Origin of the sequence: Chloracidobacterium sp., assembly GCA_016711345.1 — a bacterium.
In the GTDB taxonomy this organism is placed as follows: domain Bacteria; phylum Acidobacteriota; class Blastocatellia; order Pyrinomonadales; family Pyrinomonadaceae; genus OLB17.
Genome location: JADJTD010000001.1, coordinates 1,093,645 through 1,113,922 on the forward strand (window position 1 = coordinate 1,093,645; position 20,278 = coordinate 1,113,922).

At 49.6% G+C, this 20,278-nt stretch carries 21 protein-coding genes; 8 read left to right on the forward strand and 13 right to left on the reverse strand.

Going from position 1 to position 20,278, the window contains the following annotated elements:
- The first annotated feature begins 20 nt into the window (after window positions 1-20).
- The 3 genes from IPL32_04415 (at window position 21) to IPL32_04425 (ending at window position 2,679) form a co-directional block, all read left to right on the forward strand.
- On the forward strand, window positions 21-875 hold the full coding sequence (locus IPL32_04415; protein MBK8465054.1) for a 3'(2'),5'-bisphosphate nucleotidase CysQ: 855 nt from the start codon (window positions 21-23) through the stop codon (window positions 873-875).
- Between the two features lie 183 nt (window positions 876-1,058).
- Window positions 1,059-1,379: an STAS domain-containing protein gene (locus tag IPL32_04420; protein ID MBK8465055.1), complete on the forward strand. Its 321-nt coding sequence runs from the start codon at window positions 1,059-1,061 to the stop codon at window positions 1,377-1,379.
- A gap of 16 nt (window positions 1,380-1,395) precedes the next feature.
- Window positions 1,396-2,679 (forward strand): HD domain-containing protein, encoded by a 1,284-nt coding sequence (locus IPL32_04425; protein ID MBK8465056.1) that lies wholly within the window; start codon window positions 1,396-1,398, stop codon window positions 2,677-2,679.
- Here the strand turns inward: IPL32_04425 and IPL32_04430 are convergent.
- Complete coding sequence (locus tag IPL32_04430) at window positions 2,669-3,550, reverse strand: LysR family transcriptional regulator (protein MBK8465057.1); 882 nt, start codon at window positions 3,548-3,550, stop codon at window positions 2,669-2,671. The genes IPL32_04425 and IPL32_04430 overlap by 11 nt on opposite strands.
- Before the next feature lie 189 nt (window positions 3,551-3,739).
- Here IPL32_04430 and IPL32_04435 point away from each other — a divergent pair, with 189 nt between their 5' ends.
- Genes IPL32_04435 through sdhB form a run of 3 tightly spaced genes read left to right on the forward strand, consistent with a single transcriptional unit; the run spans window position 3,740 to window position 7,036 of the window.
- Window positions 3,740-4,456, forward strand: coding sequence for a succinate dehydrogenase (locus tag IPL32_04435; GenBank protein MBK8465058.1), 717 nt, complete (start codon window positions 3,740-3,742; stop codon window positions 4,454-4,456).
- 1 nt (window position 4,457) lies between these two features.
- Window positions 4,458-6,239: a succinate dehydrogenase flavoprotein subunit gene (sdhA, locus tag IPL32_04440; protein ID MBK8465059.1), complete on the forward strand. Its 1,782-nt coding sequence runs from the start codon at window positions 4,458-4,460 to the stop codon at window positions 6,237-6,239.
- A complete protein-coding gene (gene sdhB / locus IPL32_04445) occupies window positions 6,236-7,036 on the forward strand; it encodes a succinate dehydrogenase iron-sulfur subunit (GenBank protein MBK8465060.1) in 801 nt (266 codons plus the stop codon). Before sdhA ends, sdhB begins: the two co-directional genes overlap by 4 nt.
- Before the next feature lie 4 nt (window positions 7,037-7,040).
- Here sdhB and IPL32_04450 read toward each other — a convergent pair whose 3' ends face one another.
- Window positions 7,041-7,502 carry a hypothetical protein gene (locus IPL32_04450; protein ID MBK8465061.1) on the reverse strand — a complete coding sequence of 154 codons (462 nt, stop codon included), beginning with the start codon at window positions 7,500-7,502 and terminating at the stop codon, window positions 7,041-7,043.
- Entirely contained in the window at window positions 7,499-8,362 is an 864-nt protein-coding gene (gene ispH, locus IPL32_04455; protein MBK8465062.1) for a 4-hydroxy-3-methylbut-2-enyl diphosphate reductase, read from the reverse strand. Before ispH ends, IPL32_04450 begins: the two co-directional genes overlap by 4 nt.
- Before the next feature lie 53 nt (window positions 8,363-8,415).
- On the opposite strand from ispH, the gene IPL32_04460 reads away from it, so the two are divergent.
- Window positions 8,416-9,297: a GNAT family N-acetyltransferase gene (locus IPL32_04460; GenBank protein MBK8465063.1), complete on the forward strand. Its 882-nt coding sequence runs from the start codon at window positions 8,416-8,418 to the stop codon at window positions 9,295-9,297.
- Window position 9,298: 1 nt separating this feature from the next.
- Here the strand turns inward: IPL32_04460 and IPL32_04465 are convergent, their stop codons facing one another.
- The 10 genes from IPL32_04465 to IPL32_04510 form a co-directional block, all read right to left on the reverse strand.
- The gene (locus IPL32_04465) at window positions 9,299-10,573 is read right to left on the reverse strand and encodes a hypothetical protein (GenBank protein ID MBK8465064.1); all 1,275 of its coding nucleotides are present in this window, start codon (window positions 10,571-10,573) and stop codon (window positions 9,299-9,301) included.
- Window positions 10,573-11,316, reverse strand: coding sequence for a type III pantothenate kinase (locus IPL32_04470; GenBank protein ID MBK8465065.1), 744 nt, complete (start codon window positions 11,314-11,316; stop codon window positions 10,573-10,575). Before IPL32_04470 ends, IPL32_04465 begins: the two co-directional genes overlap by 1 nt.
- A gap of 7 nt (window positions 11,317-11,323) precedes the next feature.
- Window positions 11,324-11,653: a hypothetical protein gene (locus IPL32_04475; protein ID MBK8465066.1), complete on the reverse strand. Its 330-nt coding sequence runs from the start codon at window positions 11,651-11,653 to the stop codon at window positions 11,324-11,326.
- A 10-nt stretch (window positions 11,654-11,663) separates the two neighbouring features.
- Window positions 11,664-12,482, reverse strand: a complete 819-nt coding sequence (locus IPL32_04480; protein ID MBK8465067.1) for a VanW family protein — start codon at window positions 12,480-12,482, stop codon at window positions 11,664-11,666.
- A complete protein-coding gene (locus IPL32_04485; GenBank protein ID MBK8465068.1) occupies window positions 12,479-13,228 on the reverse strand; it encodes a biotin--[acetyl-CoA-carboxylase] ligase in 750 nt (249 codons plus the stop codon). Before IPL32_04485 ends, IPL32_04480 begins: the two co-directional genes overlap by 4 nt.
- Window positions 13,228-14,196, reverse strand: a complete 969-nt coding sequence (egtD, locus tag IPL32_04490; GenBank protein MBK8465069.1) for an L-histidine N(alpha)-methyltransferase — start codon at window positions 14,194-14,196, stop codon at window positions 13,228-13,230. The genes IPL32_04485 and egtD overlap by 1 nt, the downstream gene beginning before the upstream one ends.
- 32 nt (window positions 14,197-14,228) lie before the next feature.
- Entirely contained in the window at window positions 14,229-15,395 is a 1,167-nt protein-coding gene (locus tag IPL32_04495; GenBank protein ID MBK8465070.1) for an ergothioneine biosynthesis protein EgtB, read from the reverse strand.
- Window positions 15,396-15,448: 53 nt separating this feature from the next.
- Window positions 15,449-15,664, reverse strand: a complete 216-nt coding sequence (locus IPL32_04500) for a type II toxin-antitoxin system ParD family antitoxin (GenBank protein ID MBK8465071.1) — start codon at window positions 15,662-15,664, stop codon at window positions 15,449-15,451.
- A 364-nt stretch (window positions 15,665-16,028) separates the two neighbouring features.
- Complete coding sequence (locus IPL32_04505; GenBank protein ID MBK8465072.1) at window positions 16,029-16,964, reverse strand: HEAT repeat domain-containing protein; 936 nt, start codon at window positions 16,962-16,964, stop codon at window positions 16,029-16,031.
- 6 nt (window positions 16,965-16,970) lie between these two features.
- A complete protein-coding gene (locus IPL32_04510) occupies window positions 16,971-17,195 on the reverse strand; it encodes a hypothetical protein (protein ID MBK8465073.1) in 225 nt (74 codons plus the stop codon).
- A 373-nt stretch (window positions 17,196-17,568) separates the two neighbouring features.
- Here IPL32_04510 and IPL32_04515 point away from each other — a divergent pair, with 373 nt between their 5' ends.
- On the forward strand, window positions 17,569-20,226 hold the full coding sequence (locus IPL32_04515) for a leucine--tRNA ligase (GenBank protein MBK8465074.1): 2,658 nt from the start codon (window positions 17,569-17,571) through the stop codon (window positions 20,224-20,226).
- Window positions 20,227-20,278 lie beyond the last annotated feature (52 nt).

Here is a 20,278-nt window from a genome sequence, read left to right on the forward strand (position 1 = left end):
ATCTGTTAGAATTGTGTCCAATGCTGAACTTCGAACTCCAAACTGCTGTAGAAACTGCGCTTATTGCGGGAAAAGCGATCCTCAAACATTATGCGAGCGATTTTGAGACCGAAGAGAAGATCGGTGCCGATAATTACAGTGAGCCGGTAACGATCGCCGATCGTGAAGCTAGCCGCATTATTGTTGATCGTCTCGCTGCGGCTTTTCCAGATGACGGCATTTTGTCAGAAGAAGAAATTGATGACACGGAATTACGCATCTCAAAGCGGCGCGTTTGGATCATAGATCCTATCGACGGCACTGCCGGCTTTGTAAAAAAGGACGGCGATTTTGGCGTTCAGATCGGACTTGCTGAAGAAGGCGTTCCGGTGCTTGGTGTTGTATATTTACCTTTTCACGACATTCTTAGTTATGCGGTAAAAGGCGAAGGTTCGTTTACTGTAAACGGCGGCGAGCCTGTTCGCATGACAACGTCTGATATCCAAACATTGCCAGAAATGAAATTAGCGATGTCACGTAATCATCCTAGTTCGAAGATGGCACGCATCATCGAATATCTCGCATTTCGCGATACTGTTAGACGCGGCTCAGTCGGGTTGAAGATCGGTTTGATAGCTGATAGAACGTGCGACATATATCTACATCCCGGGCCGAGAACAAAGTTGTGGGATACGTGTGCTCCGCAGATAATTCTGGAAGAGGCCGGCGGACGTTTTACAGATATTTTTGGTCACGATATTCGCTACGACCGCGCCGAACTGCAAAACCACAACGGCATTCTCGCGACAAATGGGGCCACTCACAATTCCATTGTCGAACGTCTAAAACCACTTCTTGCCGAATTTGGCAGAGTGCCTTACGCTTCCGGCAAATAAGCGCAGTTTTCTACGGAAATGCACTTACTTATTAAACAACTACCTAAAATCATTCAAATATCAGCAAAATTCAAACCTTAAACATAATTTTTGTGTTGTTATTATGCACCTGCATATGGTAGAACTACTCTTCAAGTGGTTCTTTCGGATATATACGCTAACTTATACAAGGATAATAACTAAGTGAATTCAGCAACCGGAATTGTCGGCTCGACCGAGCCTACTGAGGAAAGATCGGTGATCTTTGCGGGCGATTATCTAAACAAATTGAGCGGCGAACAGCTTGAATACGAATGCCGACGCCGTATCGACGCGGGCGCTACTCAGCTCGTTGTTAATTTCTCAAAGACCGAGATCGTCAACAGCATCGGAATTTCCATACTGCTCGGCGTGATCGATATCGCATCCAATAATGGTGCGGCAGTAGTTTTCTCTGATGTAAAAGAGGAAACCGTCGAATTATTTGACATGCTTGGCCTAACCAAACACGTCACGATTGCCTGAAGTGCACTAAGAGATCATGGAACAAAACTCAAAACTAATTCATGCGTTTGGTGCCTTGGCCGAGCTTGGTCATGAGATTACCAACAAGAACAATTTTCAGGAGACGATCCGCACATCGCTGCATTTGTTGTCAGGTGCAATTGGGATAATGCGCGGCGGCGTTGCTCGGTATTCAAAGTTTGCGCATGAATTTAGCATGATGGCGGTTCGCGGGCTTGGTGACGATTTTCCGCTGAGCCTTACGTTGTGTGACGAAGACGAACGTCAATTTCTGACAAACGGCCTAGCGCCGATCCAGGTAAATGAGGCTCATGCTTTGCCGTTCTTTCAGGTTTACAACGTTAGTTTTGAACGCCGAAATCTTGAGCTGTTTGTGCCGCTTGTTGTGCGTGACGAGATCGTCGGTGCGATCTTTTTAGGCGAAAAAGCGACCGGCGACCCCTACACTAAATATGAGAACGAGATCATCTGCGCGATGGGCCGTCACATCGGAGTTGCGATCGCACAAAGAAATCTGATGGCAGAGATCGAGCGTCATGCGATCGAGAACCGCAAACTTTTCGATGAAATGCGTTCGACCTATCACGACACGGTCAAGGCGTTTGCGGCGGCTATTGACTGCAAAGACAAATATACCGAAGGCCACTCGGTCCGCGTAGGCAAATTCTCTGAGATCATCGCCGCCGAGCTTGGCTGGGGCAGCGACGAGGTCGAAGGCGTTGCCGTCGCCGGATATCTTCACGATGTGGGCAAGCTAACAGTTGAACGCAAGATCATCAACGCTCCGTATCGCATTAACGCCAAGGAATCTGCCGAGCTGAATAAACATCCGGCAGTCGGTTACGAAATTTTGCTGCCTATACATCATCCGTTCACCGATGTACCGCTCGCCGCAAAATATCATCACGAAAGGCTCGACGGACGCGGTTATCCCGATGGGTTGTATGACCGCGAAATTCCATACATCGCAAAGATCGTTAATCTTGCAGATTCCTTCGACGCGATGACCACCGACCGGCCCTATAAAGCACGCCGACCCGCGAGCGAAGTTGTCGAGGATCTGCACAAAAACGCGGGCAAGCAGTTTGCTCCTGAATTGGTAACGGCATTTCTGGGCGGAATGCTCAAAGAGGTAACAGGTGAAGATAAGAACAAGCGTTTCCGCCGTCTCTTAGGACGCGAGTACATGGAAGCCGAAGGCATCGCCGATAAATTAAAATTCGCACTCAACGAAATGGCACCCACAACACCGATGACTTATATCGCGGCTGCGTCGATCGGTGAACGGCCTATTCACTAAGCAACTGAACAAACTTCTTTGCGGCGAGTGAAAGGCTTTTGTCGGTGCGGTGGATGACGCCGACGGAGCGTACCCAGTATTTTTCTGCTAATTGGATTACGGCAAGAGTGCCGGCTTTTTTTGCTTCGCTTACTGCCGGTTCGGGCACGATGGCAAGACCGAAGCCGACCTCAACCGCGCGTTTGATGGTTTCGATATTGTCGAACTCGGCGACTTTTTTTACTTCGATGCCATTTGCCTTAAATATCTTGTCCATTGCCTTTCGCGTCGGGATGTCGCGTTCGAACAAAACGAAATCCTGGCCGTTCAGTTCGGTTACTTTCACCTTCTTCTTTGTCGCGAATTTGTGATCTGGCGGTGCGATCAGCACTAAGCGATTTTCAGCCATAGGTGTAATCGTGATGCCGCGTCGGGGTTCGGGAAAGGCTAGAACGCCGAGTTCGACCGTCCCGTTTAGCACATCGCGCACAACGCGCGTTGTGCGCGAATATTCGAGGTCGATCTTTGCCGCTGGGAACTTAGTCATAAATTCGCGCACCTTTGACGGCAGCTCGTGCAGGCCGACACTGTAAACAGTCGCGACCTTGACAGTGCCGCCGATCTTGCCGACCACGCCGCGAAGGTTTTCTTCGAGTTGATCAAAGGCAGTGAGAACATTCTTGGATTCGCGATAAAACACTTCGCCTGCAGGCGTGAGCTTTACTTCGCGTCGGCCGCGTATGCGTTCGAGAAGACGGCGTTTGAATTTTTCCTCAAGCGCCCGTATTTGCTGGCTGACGGCTGATTGCGTAATAAAATTACGCTCGGCAGCGAGTGAAAAACTTTCGAGGTCAACGAGGTCGCAGAATACTTTTAGTGTTTCGATGTGCATTTGATTTATAAGTAATTCTATTTAATCACAACTGTATATTTCATTTTATCTTATCTGAAAATAGGCATAATATAAATAGCATAGGTTAAAATAAATAGCATAGGTTAAACATTGCCGAATTTTTCGTTTACAATTAGAATTCAGATAATCAACGAAGCAAACAACGTTAGCGTGAATTGGCCTTTTTAGATGGCGATAAAATTCCCCAACACTTTTCTTTTGAGGAAATTGCACCAGATCACGGGCATAGTGCCGCTGGGAATGTTTTTCTTCGTGCATATGTTCACGAACTCAAAAGCGATGAACGGCGACGCAAGCTTTAATAAAGCCGTAAAAGAAATACACGATATCCCTTATCTCTTGTTTATCGAGATATTCGGCATTTTTCTACCGCTGATCTTTCACTCCGTTTACGGCATCATGATCTCAGCGGAGGCCAAGCCGAACGTGCTCAATTACGGCTATGGCCGCAACTGGTTTTACGTTCTTCAACGGACGACCGGCATATTTCTGTTCTTCTTTATCCTCTTTCACATTTTGAATTTTCGCTTTGGTGTCGTTCCCGGATTAAATATGGTGCCTGTTGCGGGCAATGCGGATAAGGCATTTTCGATCGTTGCCGGCGAATTTCAGATTCCGTGGGTGATGGCGATCTACATCATCGGTATTTTGGCGACGGCGTGGCATCTGGCGTACGGATTCTTTTTGTTTGCGGTCGATTGGGGCATCGTGATCGGCGAAAAGGCGCAGAAAGTCGTGCTTTATGGTTGTCTCGGGTTGGCTTTATTTTTAGGGGCAGTTGGCATAAATGCCGCGTTCGCTTTTGTTCGCCCTTGCGGGCTTTTGCCAATGGCACTTTGTGAACAACCAAAGATGACGATACAGGAAGGGCCGACAAAATTTTGATATGGCAAATGGTCTAAAAATCGCAATAGTTGGCGGCGGCCTTGCAGGCCTTGCGGCGGCGATGAAGATCGCTGAGGCAGGACACGAAGTCGATCTGATCTCAGTTGTGCCGGTAAAGCGTTCGCACTCAGTTTGTGCGCAGGGCGGCATCAACGGCGCGGTCAATACAAAAGGTGAAGGCGATTCACCGGCTAAGCACCTCGACGACACGGTTTACGGAGGCGATTTTCTTGCCAATCAACCGCCCGTCAAACGAATGTGCGACATGGCCCCGGCGATCATCAATTTATTTGATCGCATGGGTGTTCCTTTTTCGCGAACGAAGGAAGGCCTGATGGATTTTCGGCGGTTTGGTGGAACGCTGCATCATCGTACTGCTTTTTCGGGAGCTTCGACCGGTCAACAGCTTTTGTATGCTCTCGATGAACAGGTTCGCCGTTGGGAAACCGCAGGGAAGGTCACCAAATACGAAGGCTGGGAAATGCTTTCGCTCGTGCTTGACGATCATCAGGTTTGCCGCGGGTTGATCGCGATGAACCTTCAAACGCTTGAACTAAAATCATTTGCGGCTGATGCCGTGATAATGGCGACCGGCGGGCCGGGATTGATCTTTGGCAAATCGACGAACTCAATGACCTGTACCGGCAGCGCGACGTCCATTTGTTATCAGCAAGGTGCTCGATATGCGAACGGTGAATTTATCCAGGTGCATCCGACCTCGATTCCGGGCGAAGACAAATTGAGATTGATGAGCGAATCGGCTCGCGGCGAAGGCGGTCGCGTTTGGGTGCCGAAAGCCGACGGCGATGCCCGTTCGCCGCGTGATATCCCCGAAAGCGAGCGTTGGTATTTTCTAGAAGAAAAATATCCCGCATACGGAAATCTTGTCCCGCGTGACATCGCAACGCGCGAGATCTTTCAAGTATGTCTCGAAGGCCACGGTGTCGGCGGTGAGAATCAGGTCTATCTCGACCTGACGCATATTCCTGCAGATGTTTTGACGGAGCGTTTGGGTGCGATCCTTGAGATCTATGAGATGTTCGTCGGTGACGATCCGCGATTTGTTCCGATGCGAATTTTCCCGGGCGTGCATTATTCAATGGGCGGCCTTTGGGTCGATTTTGAACAGCGGACAAATATTCCCGGATTGTTTGCCGCAGGCGAATGTGATTATTCGATCCACGGTGCAAATCGTCTCGGAGCAAATTCTCTTGTTTCATGTGTCTATGGCGGTTTTACGGCGGCTCCGTCAGCGATCGAATACGCAAAAAATATCGAACGTGGGAACACCGAGTCAAACGGCATCCACGCTGCCGAACTCAAACACCAGCAAGATTTGAACAACGCTATAGTCAAAAGCGAAGGCGGCGAAAATCAATACAAACTGCACGAAGAACTCGGCAAAGTGATGACCGATAACGTCACCGTCGTTCGCTACAACGACCGCTTGCAAGCCACTGATGACAAGATACGTGAACTGCAAGAAAGATTTGGCAAGATATCGATCAATGACTCGAACCTGTGGGCAACGCAGGCAATTCCGCACGCACGTCAGTTAACTAACATGCTCGAATTGGCACGCGTCATCACGCTCGGTGCCCTTAATCGCAACGAATCACGCGGAGCACATTACAAGCCTGATTTTCCCGAACGCGACGATGAGAATTTTATGAAAACGACCATCGCGGAATATTCAGCCGAGGCGCCGGTTTTGTCTTACGAGCCCGTTGATGTTTCGCTGGTAGAACCGAGAAAGCGTGATTATTCGAAAGGAAAGAAATGACGACGACTGCACATATAGAAAAAAAGCGTCTCGAAAATCCGCCAGCCAGGATCAAGTTCAAGATACAGCGGCGAGAGAAAGAAGGTGCGACGGCGCATTTTGAGACTTTTGAACTTCAATACCGCCGCAATTTGAATGTCATCTCGGCATTGATGGAGATACGTAAAAATCCCGTCACTGTTGAAGGCAAGCAGACAACGCCGCCGGTTTGGGATATGAGTTGTCTGGAACAGGTCTGCGGCATTTGCACTATGGTGATCGACGGCAAGGTTCGGCAGTCGTGCTCGGCGTTGATCGATGACTTGTTGCTTGCATCAAATTCGGATACGGTTACGCTTGAGCCGATGTCAAAATTTCCGAATGTACGCGACCTTAAGGTTGACCGCTCGAAGATGTTCGATCATCTCAAACAGGTCAACGCTTGGATCGAGCTTGATGGCACATACGATCTCGGTCCAGGGCCGCATATTCCAAATGAGGTCGCACAGGAGCGGTACTCTTTATCGCGATGCATGACTTGCGGTTGCTGTCTCGAAGCCTGTCCGCAATATGGCGATGACAATTACATCGGCCCGCAAGCCATCGCACAGGCGCGGCTCTTCAATATGCATCCTGTCGGCAAGATCGAGATGGACGAACGCCTAAACGGTCTGATGGGCGAGGACGGAATTACCAACTGTGGCAACGCGCAGAATTGTATAAAGGTTTGCCCAATGAACCTTCCGCTAACAAAAGCTATCTACGAAACTAATCGCGATATTACTGTGAACGCTATCTTTGGTTGGTTGAAGAAATAGTTTGTTAGCCCTTTGAGCGCTTCTTTGTCGATTTTTTCGTTGGAGGCACAAAGTCGTCGCAACACGTTAGATTCGGTATTCGATTGGGTTTGGCGAGCACAACTAGGCGAAGGTCGCTGCCTACGTAAAACTCTATTCGTCCTTCGCCAGCGACACGTTCTCCAACAGCGAAGAGATTTTGTGGCTGAGCAAGCCCTCCCGCACGATATGATTTTACAAATGCCAGTCTCGCCTGAACGACGCTATCTTTATCATTAAGACCTCCCCGAGAAATCACGAAGATTCGAGCTCCTGTTTCTTTCGCCGTCAAAGCGAGACGATCAAGAAGCGCGGAAGTCAGTTCGCCGCTGTCATTCGCTCCTATGATGTCTGCTAGTATGACGGTCTGAGCCTTTGTTTGAGCAGAAACAATGCAGACATGAAAGAGGACTAGTGATGTCGTGAAAAAGATGATTCTTCCAATCATGCTTGCAAAGCTAGTTGTTCATGTCCGATCGCTTCGAGGTGCTTGACGATCTTTTCGATAAGCCAGTTTGGGGTTGAAGCTCCGGCGGTGACGCCAACCTTTTCTGCTCCCACAAGATCAGCATCATTGATCTCTTCTTCAGTTTCTATTAAGTAGCTCTTTTCGCATTGCTCCTTGCAGACGGCGAGTAGTTTGACGCTGTTTGACGAGTGGCGGCCACCGATGATGTAGAAAACGTCAACCATTCCGGCGAGTGCTCGAGCGGCTTCCTGTCGGTCCTTAGTGGCAGAGCAGATGGTGTTGACGATCTGCACTTCGTCGTCGGTCTTTTGCTTGATCGCTTCGGCGGTGTCGAAGAATGTTTTGGCCTTGATCGTTGTTTGCGAGACCACCAACGGATTACGCAGCCACGGCAGGCCGGCAACTTCGGTCTCATCTCGAATTACAAAAGCATGATCGGGTGCGTAACCTTTGACGCCGATCATTTCGGGATGATCGGGACTGCCGACGATGATAACGTGGCGATCCTGTTCGGCGGCGCGGGCAGCTAGCTTTTGAACTCGTGTGACAAAAGGGCAAGTCGCATCCACGACCTTTGTCGCTTTTTCTTCCAGCTCCTTTTGGATTTGCGGAGTAACGCCGTGAGCACGAATGACTGCAGTTTCGCCTCGTCCGATCTGGACAGGCTCGCTGATGGCGGTTACGCCTTCGTGGGCGAGCCGCTGCATTTCCTGTTTGTTGTGGATCAGCGGGCCTAGGCTTCGAACCGTTTCGCCATCGGCGAGAGCGTCTTCGACCATCTCGACGGCGCGTTCGACGCCAAAACAAAAACCGTATTCATCTGCCAGCAGTACCTTCATTTTTTGTAACCATTACGCATTAAATTGCGTAAATTCCGATATAATTCTAACAAATGGCGAACAGAAACGAAACTCTTTCACGATCCTACAAGTTTTTGAACGAAGACTATTTCCAAAAGCTTTACGAGGCTTTTATCGAAGCATTTTCCGATTATGTTATACCTTTTGCCCTAACCGACACGCAGTTTCGCAATCATATTAATCTGAATGGCGTCGAACTTGAGCGAACGGTCGGATGTTTTGAGGACGATCGGCTTATTGGGTTTTCGTTAAACGGCTTTGGCGAGTGGGAAGGAAGGCAAACCGTATATGACGCTGGAACCGGTGTGAATCCCGGCTTTAGGCGTCGGGGCATCAGCGAGGCTATGTTCGAAATGATGATCCCGAAATTTAAGGCGGAAGGTATTCAGCAGTGGCTGCTTGAGGTAATTACGACGAACAATGCGGCCCTTAGTCTCTATGGAAAACTAGGTTTTAATTCGGTCCGCGAACTCGCTGTTCTTCAATTTGACGGGCACATGGCCGCATTATCGGAGATGCCTCAAAATATCGAAATACGCGATATAGATGATCCCGATTGGAGCCTGCGGACAACCTTTTGGGATGGCAGAACGTCCTGGCAGAATTCGGTTGCTGCTATCGAGCGTAGCCGTAAAATGAAGCGCATTATCGGCGCATTTTCAGGAGGTAAATGTGTTGGCTATATAATTTTTTCTTCTGTATTCGGGCGCGTCGCACAGATCGCTGTTGAGAAAGATCATCGCAATCGCGGTATCGGAACGGCTCTTATGCTGGCGATGCAGGCCGCGACGGCGGAAGGCTTTCCATTGCAGATCATTAATATCGACAAATCGCTTAGCACCGCCATGGATTACTTCAAAAATCGAGGTTTTTACGAGAATGTCGGCCAATACGAAATGAAAATGGAGATGTGATCTATCGCACAGGCTCGCGCAGGATCGCATCGGCAGCGGTTTGTGCGATCGCGGCAGCGGCTGGATTTGAAGTGCGAAGATTTGAAAGCTGACGAAGGGCTTCGCCGGTACGTGAGAGCAATCGTACAAGATCGCCTTCTTCGGCTCGTGTGCGGTCGACGAGTTCATCCCACTCCATTCCGGCGGTCCATCTTTCGGCGGCAGCGGCGGCTGAGTAATTTATTTCCTCAGATGGTTCGACGCCGATTTTCCATTCGACATTTGAAACCGTCACCACAATATCTTCAAAGTCTGCGAGAATATCGGTCATCCGTCGCGTTGCTCGCATTTCTCCGTAGCTGCGGTCGGCGTCGGATGCGACTGAGGCCATCAATCCCGCGGCTTCCGAAATTTTTAGGTCATCGAATATACCCTGGCGAAGTCCCTCGCCGACCAGCAGCGGCCGGTCAATGCGAAGATCGGCTAACCACTTGCCGCTTTCGGTGACTATTTCATTTTTGTAATCGAGATAGCCAAAATGATCGAGCACTTTTGCGCGGCGATCAAACGGCGCCCATATCTCTTGACTGAGACGCTCGGAATTCTGAGAGCGAAACGTGGAAAAGCTCTTTTCAGCGATCTCTTGTATTTGCTCAAAATTGCCGAAGGCGTCGAGCAGATTTAGCAGGCTCGTATATGTCGAGCGAAAGCGGCTGACGAGAGCGTCGGGCGGAGCCTTTAGAAGTTCGGCGATCTTTTTTGGATTTTGAAACTGTCCGGGAGCAAGTACAACGAAGCCCACATTGTCACGGCCGCGTCGTCCTGCGCGGCCTGTCATTTGCTGCAGTTCACTCGCGGTAAGCGGACGCCATCCGTCGTTGCCGCGTGTGTCTGCATTGCTGATGACGACGGTTCTTGCGGGAAAATCGACCCCTGCCGCAACTGTCGATGTCGCAAAGAGAGCGTTCAAAAGTCCTGCCGACATCATCCTTTCGATCAACAGTTTCCATGAAGGAATATGGCCTGCATGGTGGGCCGCGACACCTGCGTGGACGATAACCCTGGCGTGTTTGTGATCAAGAACCTCGGGAAACTCGGCCGCAAAATTGTCGAATATATCCTGCCGTATTTTTTGCCGTTCCGGATCGCTCCGCTGCGATTTGTCTGCTGCAACTTCTGACGCAGCCTCGTCGCAGCGTCGCCGCGTCGGCAAAAAAACGATCGCGGGCAGCAGGTTAAAGCCGCGCAGAGCGGTGATCAATTTTGACGGTGAAATTTCGGCTCTAACCTGATCCATTACTTATTAAAGCGTTCGTGAAATAATCGCAGGCCATCGAGCAGCAGATTTTCATCGACAATATCGATAAGCGATGTGTTTTCGGCAACCATTGATGCGAATCCACCGGTGGCGACGACTTTTGGAACGCCGTTTATTTCGTTTTTTATTTTTTGTATCACTCCTTCGATCATCGCAACGTGGCCATAGTAAACACCGGATCGAATTGATTCGACAGTGGTGTTGCCGAGGACGCTTTCCGGCCTCTTGATCTCGACCTCCGGCAGCTTTGCAGTGTACAGATGCAGAGCTTTTGCCATTGTCTTCATTCCGGGAGCGATCATACCGCCTAGTAGTTCACGCATCTCACTAACGACATCAAACGTTGTTGCCGTGCCAATGCTGCACACAATGCACGGCATTCCATATTTCTCTGCAGCGGCAAACGAATTCACCAAACGATCTGTGCCAAGAGTTGAGAGCGGTTGATAGTTGATCTTCAAACCAAAGGCGAGATCGTTTGTGATAGAAAGTGTGCGGATACCGAAAGCGTCGCGTATTGCATTGGTGAGCAATGTCCCTCTTTCAGGCACTACAGAGCAAACAGCAGCATTTGAGATCGCTTGTTCACTACCGATCAGCGACCTCAGATCGCTCGCAGTACATTCTTTGTCGGTCGGGATCGAGAATTTTGATGTAAGATGTTCGCCGTTGAAAATGCCAAACTTGGTTGAAGTGTTTCCGATGTCAACGGCGAGAAACATGAGGGGTTTAACCTTGCAAAGGCAGGCCGTCATAAATGACATTCCATCCATTGCGGCGGCTGGTTCTCAGACTTTTTGTAAACCACTCGATCGCGGCATCGGCGTCGTCGTAGATCTGGACAGCCGGACGATCTTCACGCGGATCGACGCGGCAAATGGCGGCGCCCTCGGAAGCGGTCTTGATACAGAGCAGCGCGATCATATCGTTTTTCTGCATTACTGCCGTGCGCATTTCGATCTCGCCGAGTTCGTCGTCAAACTCGTCAAATTCGGCAAGATCCTCGTCAAACTCGTCTCCGAGGTCAAAATCGGCGTCAAAATCAAATTCATTGCTCATAATGGCGTATCTACAAACTACACTTTCCAGCTATAAAGTTCAATTCGTACTTCACCTCCGCAAAATTTTTAACGATCATCTCTTCCGCGACGCGATTTCCTGTTCTCCGGTCGACGATGTCCCGCCAGATCTCGTTCTCACGAAAATTCTTCCCGTTTTCGTGAAGGAAACGATGGTTTTTCTCAAATACGTGATACGAATGCGGTGTTTCGCGATCAGAATAGATCGCCCCTTTCAAATGTTCGCTAGTCAACCACAGCCTGATCTGAAAAGTGAGATCGGTCGGATTAAAAAATCGCAGATCAATGTAGTTGTAAAAAACTCCACAACCGCTGCCGAATGGCAGAACGCGATTGTCATCGGGAAATGGATCAAAGCTGTGATGGTGTCGCTCGACGATCTTTAGCGGTGTGTGGAGAGTCATCCAATAGAGCAAATTTGAAAGCTGGCACAATCCACCGCCGACGCCGCGGACCACTTCGCCTTGCGACAACTGCATGCCTTCGACATATCCCTTTTCGGTGGTCGCTTCGCCGACCTGCCGCCAAAATGAGAATATTTGTCCGGGTTTTATCAATATTCTATCGATCGTCGGGCACGCGATATTGAGATTCTTGATCTTGTTTTCCTGCAATTGCGGATCCGAGTTTCCCATACGCCGACGGAGCAGCGATTGGTGTTTATTGCAGGTGAAAGGCAAATTCTCGGTCTCGATCTCAAACGCAAAGCGGCCGGCGAGAGGCAGGTCGGCAACGCGGCGGAAAGCGCGTTTCTGCCAGATGCGCGTGTGATAAAAGATCGGGTGAATTTCTGACAAACGTCGTTTCATTCGTTGTTGGGTCGTAGGCGTTCAACGTCGCCGGCCTGGACTATCATAACCGAGCCGCCGCTGGTCTTCACTCTTAGTGCCCCATTTTCTTCGAGACCGTCGGTAATGCCATGGAAAACCTCGTTTTCGAGTGTTACACGGACGCTCTTTCCGCTGAAATATGACGAGCGCCGCTGCCACTCACCGATGATATTGATGTGTCCATTCTCGCCGTAAAGGATCGCGTACCAGTAGCTTAGGTACTTGGTCAGCGTAGTTTCAATTTCCGCAACAGCTATTACTCCCGAAAGAGACTCTGCTTCGATGGAAGTTGCGGTGTCAGCAATCTCGTCCGGGAAATTTTGCGATGTAACGTTTATGCCTATACCGACGATCACTGCCAAGCCTATAGGTGTTTCGACCGTTTCTGCTAGAATGCCGCAGACCTTTTTGTCGCCAATTAGAATGTCATTGACCCACTTAATATCCGGCTTCAAGCCAAATTCCGCCAGAGCGTCATATACTGCAACTCCCGTCATCAATGTGATGAGCGGCAGAAAACGCATATCAATTTTCGGGCGCAGTACAATACTAAAATACAATCCCGAATCCTTTTCAGAGATCCACGTGCGTCCGTGCCGACCGCGTCCGCTGGTTTGCTGTTGGGCAATGACGCACAACCCTTCGTCGGCACCGAGCTTGGCTTGTTTGGCGGCCTCGGTGTTGGTTGAATCAATTGTGTCGAATCGGAGAATGGTGAAGTTCATTAGATCGGCCGCCACAGCGAGTCACAATAATAGTTGCGACTGTCAAAGAAATTCTGCTTTACCTCAAAGCCGCTTTCATGAGCTATTTCGTCGATCATTTTAAGACTATATTTCTGTGAGATCTCCATAAAGATCGCTTCCCACTGGTCGAACTCGAATGTGCGGCCTAGTGCTCCGATCTGCACGCTCTGTTTTTCACGGCTGATCAGAAACGAACGTGCGGCACATTCGACCGGGCGATAGACGGCGTAATGCGAAAATTTGTCGAGGTCGAAATCGGCGCCGAGTTCGCGGTTGATGCGCTTGAGCAAATTAAGATTGAACGCAGCGGTAACGCCCGCGGTGTCGTCATACGCTCTGACGATCACACGCGGATCTTTTTGGATGTCAAAACCGATAAACAGCAGATCGTCCGGATTCATTACTTTACGGAGATCGCGGAAAAATCCGAGTGCCTGATCCGGGCTGAAATTGCCAATATTGGAGCCTAAGAAAAGCAATATCTTTCGCTTGTCCGATCCCTGTTTGAGCGACTCGAGTATGCGGAAGTAGTCGCCGGTTCGCGTTTCGATCTTAAGCGATGGGAATGCAATGGAGAATTTGGTTGAAAGTGCATCTAGGGCTTCCTGAGAAATATCGATCGGCGCATAGGAAATGTCGGCATTATGCTTGAGAAAATGATCGACCAGCACTGCCGTTTTTGTGCCGTCACCGGCGCCGAGTTCGATCAGGTCAAATCCGCCGCCGCCGTGCGCGAATGCGCGAAAGATCGCATCGGTCTGTGTCGAAAATATTTCGTGCTCACAGCCCGTCAGGTAATATTCGGGCAGCTTCATTATCTCCTGAAACAGCCGCGAGCCTTCGTCGTCGTAAAAATACTTTGATGAGAGTGATTTTGGTGTCGAAGATAAGCCGTGAAGGACATCTTCGGCGAATGTCGTTAGTTCGGGTGTGGTCGAGCTTTGCATAATAAATTAACCGCAGATGAACGCAGAATACCTCACTTTACCAGTCTTATTCCTGTAAACTGCCATCTTAAATGCGGATGAAAAAAGTTTCTGTATGATGGACGACTGTGGCCGTCCGGTGTTACAGCCGAAGCACCTCGTAAGACCATCTGATTGATCATAAATTTGCCATTGTATTCTCCAACCGCACCGGCGGCTTTTTTGAAACCGGGATACGGCAGATATGCGCTGTTTGTCCATTCCCAACGCTTGCCCCAGTCGAATTTTGAGTTTGCTGCTTCCCATTCGAATTCGGTCGGGAGCCTCATACCTTTCCACTCGGCGAAAGCGGCGGCTTCGTAATATGAAACGTGGCAGACCGGAGCGTCGGGCGGCAGATCTCTCAAACCGGCAAACGTGTAGTGCTGCCATCCACCCGCGTGCTTATGCCAATAGAGCGGTGATCCGATCTCGTTTTGATTGACCCAATCCCAGCCTTCGGAATACCACAGCCTGAAATCGGAATAGCCGCCGGCTTCGATAAACTCGTTAAATTCGGCGTTGGTTATGAGCCGGTCGCTGATGGCAAAATCGTCGAGATAAACTTTGTGTCGGTTAAGCTCGTTGTCAAAGCAAAATTCCTGGCCATCGTGGCCGATCTCATAGATGCCGCCTGCGATGTCGAACCAACCACCCGCTACAGCAGGTGGTTCTGACTGTTCCTCCGGTGCATAGTCTTCGCGATAGACGGGGAAAAGCGGGTTGACGCTGAAGGTGTATTTAAGATCAGTCAGGAATAGTTCCTGATGCTGCTGTTCGTGGTTTAGGCCAAGGATTACCAACTCTCGTAAATCATCGGAAACATCGCCCGATAAAAGATCACCCATTTGTTCATCTACATATTTGCGATATGCAAAGACCTGCTTCACAGTCGGACGGCTCAACGCTCCGCGATGATCGCGTGCGGTACGTTTTCCGATAGAGTTGTAATAACTGTTAAAGAGAAAGCCAAAACTTTCGTCAAAAATTTTGTAATCGGCTGCATACTTTTTGAGGATCATTTCCTCAAAGAACCACGTTGTGTGAGCGATGTTCCATTTTGGCGGCGATACATCAACCACAGGCTGCGGAATATAATCTTCGATCTCAAGCGGTTCACATAGCCGTTCCGTTTGAGAACGCACTTCGAGATAAAGCTCTGCGAGGCCTTTTTGGCCCATTGTTTGAAGTCCTGCTTTCATTTACTTCATTAAAACAAATTCTGCTCCTAAGGTTAAGGTTTAAATACGTTCCTTATCGGGCTAGGCAGTAACGAGGCCGGATGTGGACGGTTCGCGTTATTGATACGGTTGATCCGCCGTTGTCGGTCCTGACGCAAAAGCTCTCGAAAATATTCGCTCACCGAGCCAAAGCCCTCTTCGGAAACCCTAATTTCTACAAAATCCAGCCACTTCTCTGGCACTGAAATGTGTATCGTTGATCTAGCCATAAATATCCTCCTCAAAAATTAGCCTGTGTCACAAAATGCGGCAAAATGTCATATCAATTTAGCTTATTTGCATCTGTAAATATCTACAAACATTGTGTTTATGCGTTTCACGCAGACCAAAGCGTTGTCCGGTCTGTCCGGCTGGTGTCCGGAGCTGTGTGCGGACACCATAATTGTTGATATTGTTGATGTTACAGTTATATTTTTAGCGTGTCCGGTCATTTTTACAAAAAAAATTGCCACATTTCTACTTTCCATTTCGAATGACCAAATCCTAGCAATATTTGCATTGGTTGTCAAGATTTTTATGCATGAAACATTACTGATTGCAAATTTAAGCAATAAGTAGATCTTCACCCACTATTTATTCAAATTGAGACAAATTGAGCAGGGCTTCCGTGCAGATCTCGGCGAGATAAATGTCAGAGGAATTTAGATGGTCTGATAGGATTTGTCTTACCGAAATATCGCCTATTGCTCCAAGAGCAAAAGCGGCTTCGCGGCGGACATCATCCGCCTCTTTTTTGTTCGATAGGACAATCGTGAGTATCGTTACCGAACTACGAAAAACAGGAAACGAGTGAACCACTGATTCTGTTGCAGAGTAACTATCTTTGTATTTTGTGGGCAAAAAATTCTGCGGCGTCTCGACACGCCTCTTTCCTGTGCGAACGAACCGTGCGATCTGGCCTATCGAACGTGCCGCTGAGCGGCGGAGGTTCTCGTCATCTTCATTCGGTTTTCTTTTGAGTAGGGCGTTGAGTGCACCAACCGCCGAGACATCACCGATCTTGCCGAGAGCCGCCGCAGCGACCGACCTAACCGCGCCGCTGTCTTTTTGTAGCCTTTGAAGAAGAGGCTGCACAGCCGAACTGTCACCGACCTCGCCGAGTGCAAATGCGGCCTCGCTTCGAACAAATTCAGCCTTGTCATTCAAAAGCGGCAATATTAGACGTGCCGCTTCCGGTTTTGGAAGGAACGCGACGGCTGAAGGTGCGGCTGCGCGGACAAGTTCGTCACGGTCATTCAATGCCGGAATGGCTATCCGCGAGGCATCTTCGGCACTAAGGTTTCGGACCTCGAGAAGAGCATTGCGTTTATCTTCGACTGAGCCGTTGGCGATCTTGTTTCTAAGGTCGTCTAAGTTGGATTGGGCAAAGGCGTGAGCGGCAGCGAGAAAGATGGCTGCAATTGTTAAAAGAACTCTGCGGCCTTTGCAGTTTGGGGGGAGACGGTGTCCCGCAAAGTCGCAGAGGCCGCAAGGAAGAACCGAGAAAGATCGATGATGAATGGTTCGCATTATCTACTATGCAGACTGAACATTATGCCTTCGCATATGTTCCCATTCGGTCACTTGGCAGGCGCGGCGGTTTTCGTGAGCATTTGCTAACGATAGGATCAGGTCGTCGATATGTTTTGGTTGAGAGCGTGAAGAGGTAAGATTGTCGGAAATATAATTGATCGCAGCTGCATCCTGCCGTGTTAGTTCGTCGCGATTGCGCCCCGTATTCTCGTTGATTCGGTTGACCATTGTCTTGCCTCCTTTTTTGGGCAGACGGTCGAACCGCACTAAAGCATCAAGTCGCGACCGCCTGTAAAACTTGTGTAGTGATCATTAAGTTCGTGTTAAATCTCTCCCTTTAATGGGTTTTGCCAGAATATCACTATTTAGGATTTTTTCAAAGGAAAATTAGACATTTGCCGGGCGTTTATCTACAATCTGGGTATGACATTCCGGCAAACCAGCCTCGCCCTTAGATAGCCGCTCGTCAATTCCTTGACGACGCGGCGTAAACTCACAAGTTCAACATTTAGAGTCTTGAGTCTTAAGTCTGGAGTCTTAGGTCTTTAAGAACAGCTTTTAACTTAAGACTCCAGACTTAAGGCATTGGACTAATTCAATCATGGACGATAAATATTTCGCAAAAAAGATAGAACAGAAATGGCAGCGTATCTGGGCAGAGAGCGGAGCTTTTAACGCCGAGATCGACGAGGAAAAGCCCAAATTTTATCAGCTTGAAATGCTGCCTTATCCGTCTGGCAATTTGCATATGGGCCATGTGCGGAATTACTCAGCGGGCGATGCACTTGCATGGTATAAGCGCCTGAAAGGCTTTAATGTTCTGCATCCGATCGGCTGGGATTCGTTTGGGCAGCCTGCGGAGGACGCAGCGGTCAAACGCGGTGTGAATCCTAGAGAGTGGACCGAGGCAAACATTGAAATAATGCGCGGCCAACTCCAGCGGATCGGGGTGAGCTGCGATTGGCGGCGGCAGATGTATGCCCACACGCCTGAGTATTACAAATTTGACCAGTGGTTCTTCCTGAAAATGCACGAGATAGGCCTCGCGTACAAAAAGAAGACGCAGGTCAATTGGTGCGAGCACGATCAGGCGACGCTCTCGAACGAACAGGCAAGCGGCGGCATTTGCTGGCGTTGCGGCAATCCTGTGACGAAGAAAGATCTGGAGCAGTGGTTCCTGAAAACGACTGCTTACACCGATCAACTGCTTGACGATATGGCCGAGATCGAGGCTGGCTGGCCTTCGAATGTGCTGAAACGTCAGAGAGATTGGATCGGGCGTTCGGAAGGAGCGTTCGTCAAATTTAATGTAAAGGGATCGGACGAGAAGATCGAGGTCTTTACGACGCGAATAGACACGATCTACGGAGCGAACTCGGTGGTCGTTGCCGCAGAACATCCGATCGTTGAAGCGAAAATCGAGATGATGTCCGCAAACGTCGTCGCCAAGATAGCCGCGATCAGGGCCGAGAACGCAAAACCGACCGACCACGAAGTTGAGATCGAAAAAGACGGCATTGACACCGGTTTGAAGGCGATCAATCCCTTCAGCGGTGAGGAATTGCCTGTGTGGGTTGGCAACTACGTGATGATGGAATACGGGACAGGCGCAGTTATGTCGGTTCCGGCGCACGATGAGCGTGATTTTGAATTTGCGAAGAAATTTGACTTGCCGATCAGGCAGGTTATCTCGGAGCCGCATCTTGTTCACGAGCACAGTACGATGCAGGCACTGGCGCTCGAGCAGGCGATGGGTGAATATGGCGTCCTTGTTCATTCCGACTATTGGAACGGAAAAACGAGCGATCAAGCCAAGAAGGAAATGGCAGAATATGCGGTCAAACACGGCTTTGGCGAAGCTGCTACGACGTATCGTCTGCGTGATTGGGGTATTTCGCGACAGAGATTTTGGGGTTCGCCGATACCGATCATTTATTGTGATAAGTGCGCCGTCGTGCCCGAAAAATTTGAGAATTTACCGGTGCGGTTGCCCGAAACGGCGCCATTTACAGGCACAGGTGAATCACCGCTGGCGAAGGTGCCTGAGTTTTACGAGACGACCTGTCCAAACTGCGACGGGCCGGCAAAACGCGATACGGACACGATGGATACATTTGTCGATTCGTCGTGGTATTTTTTCCGCTACACTGATCCGACAAATGAGGTGTTGCCATTCGATCCGGAAACAGCAGCATATTGGACGCCAGTCGATCAATACATCGGCGGCGACGACCATGCGGTGATGCACCTGATCTATGCTCGGTTTTGGACGAAGGTGATGCGTGATCTCGGTCTGGTCAAATTCAACGAGCCTTTCAAAAGACTTTTAACGCAGGGAATGGTTGTTGGCGAGACGTTTTTTGACGACGAATCCGGCAAGAAGATCTATCACATGCCGAATACTGTCACCGTAACACGCGACGCGAAAGGCAAGATCACAGGTGCGACATCCTCTGACGGCAGATCATTGAAATACGGCATCGAGCGTATGTCCAAGTCAAAAGGCAACGGCGTCGATCCAGACGAAATGGTCGAGATCTACGGTGCCGATGCCGCGAGATTGTTCGTTATGTTCGCCGCTCCGATCGAGAATGAACTAGTTTGGAACGAAGCAGGCATCGAAGGCTCGGTCAGATTTTTGCAGCGTGTTTGGCGGCTGGTTTACAAGTGGCGGGAAGCGTTAAGAGTTACGCCTTTAGGCGTGAAAGATGCAGGCAAAGAAACGGCTGAAGCCGTCACTCTGAACGGTAAGAAGCTCCGCCAAAAAACGCATCAGACTATCAAGCGAGTTTCCGACAATTTTGAAAGCCTGCAATTCAACACGCCGGTCGCGGCTTTAATGGAATTGTCGAACGCCATCGGTGACTTTTCTGTCGAACCACAAGATGCTAGCGACGAAGAAATTTTCGCCGTGCGCGAGGCTTTGACGAGTTTAGTTCTGATGTTGACGCCGTTCTGTCCTCACACCGCTGAGGAATTTTTCTCGGTGCTGATCGGCAATGAGAACGGCATCGTTGCAAACGACGCGCGGTTTCCCGAATTTAATGAGGAGCTTGCAAAAACCGACGAGATCGAGATACCGGTGCAAGTCAACGGCAAGCTGCGTTCGCGAGTTATGGCTTCGCCCGATGCCTCAAACGAACAGCTTGAAGCGATGGCATTCGCCGACGAAAAGGTCCGCGAACACACCGACGGCAAAGAGATCGTCAAGGTCGTTGTCGTTCCAAAACGCCTTGTGAACATAGTCGTAAAAGGCTGAGCGGAACAAGAGCCCGTACGCCAGTAATGGCGATACACTCAACAAAAATATA